Here is a 416-nt window from a genome sequence, read left to right as displayed (position 1 = left end):
CTGGTATTCAATCCTGATGGAAGTTATACCTACACACCGGATCCTGGCTTTACAGGAGAAGATACCTTCGAGTATCAGGTGTGTGACGGTGGAAACCCACAGGCGTGTGATACCGCTACAGTATATATAGAGGTATTGCCAATAGGTGGTCCTGAGAACGAACCACCGGTAGCCAATGCCGATACCAATACCACCGAGGTAGATACCCCGGTAGATGGCAATGTACTTGTGAACGACTTTGATCCTGATGGTGATCCGATCGTAGTTACCGGCAACACCCAGCCAGCCAATGGTTCGGTAGTGGTGAATCCTGATGGTAGCTATACCTATACTCCGGATCCTGGGTTTGAAGGTGAAGACACCTTCGAATACACCATTTGTGATGATGGAACCCCGGCCCTTTGTGATACGGCCAC

General features: G+C 49.8%; 1 protein-coding gene. It reads left to right on the top strand.

The features are described from left to right. Positions 1–416 (top strand): cadherin-like domain-containing protein (locus tag J1N09_RS15440; RefSeq protein WP_265201180.1); only part of this gene is annotated, 416 nt, incomplete at both ends.

Origin of the sequence: Aureitalea sp. L0-47 (genome assembly GCF_026126405.1) — a bacterium.
GTDB lineage: Bacteria > Bacteroidota > Bacteroidia > Flavobacteriales > Flavobacteriaceae > Pukyongia.
Note: the sequence above shows the minus strand (reverse complement) of the source record. Positions and strands in the feature narration are given on the sequence as shown.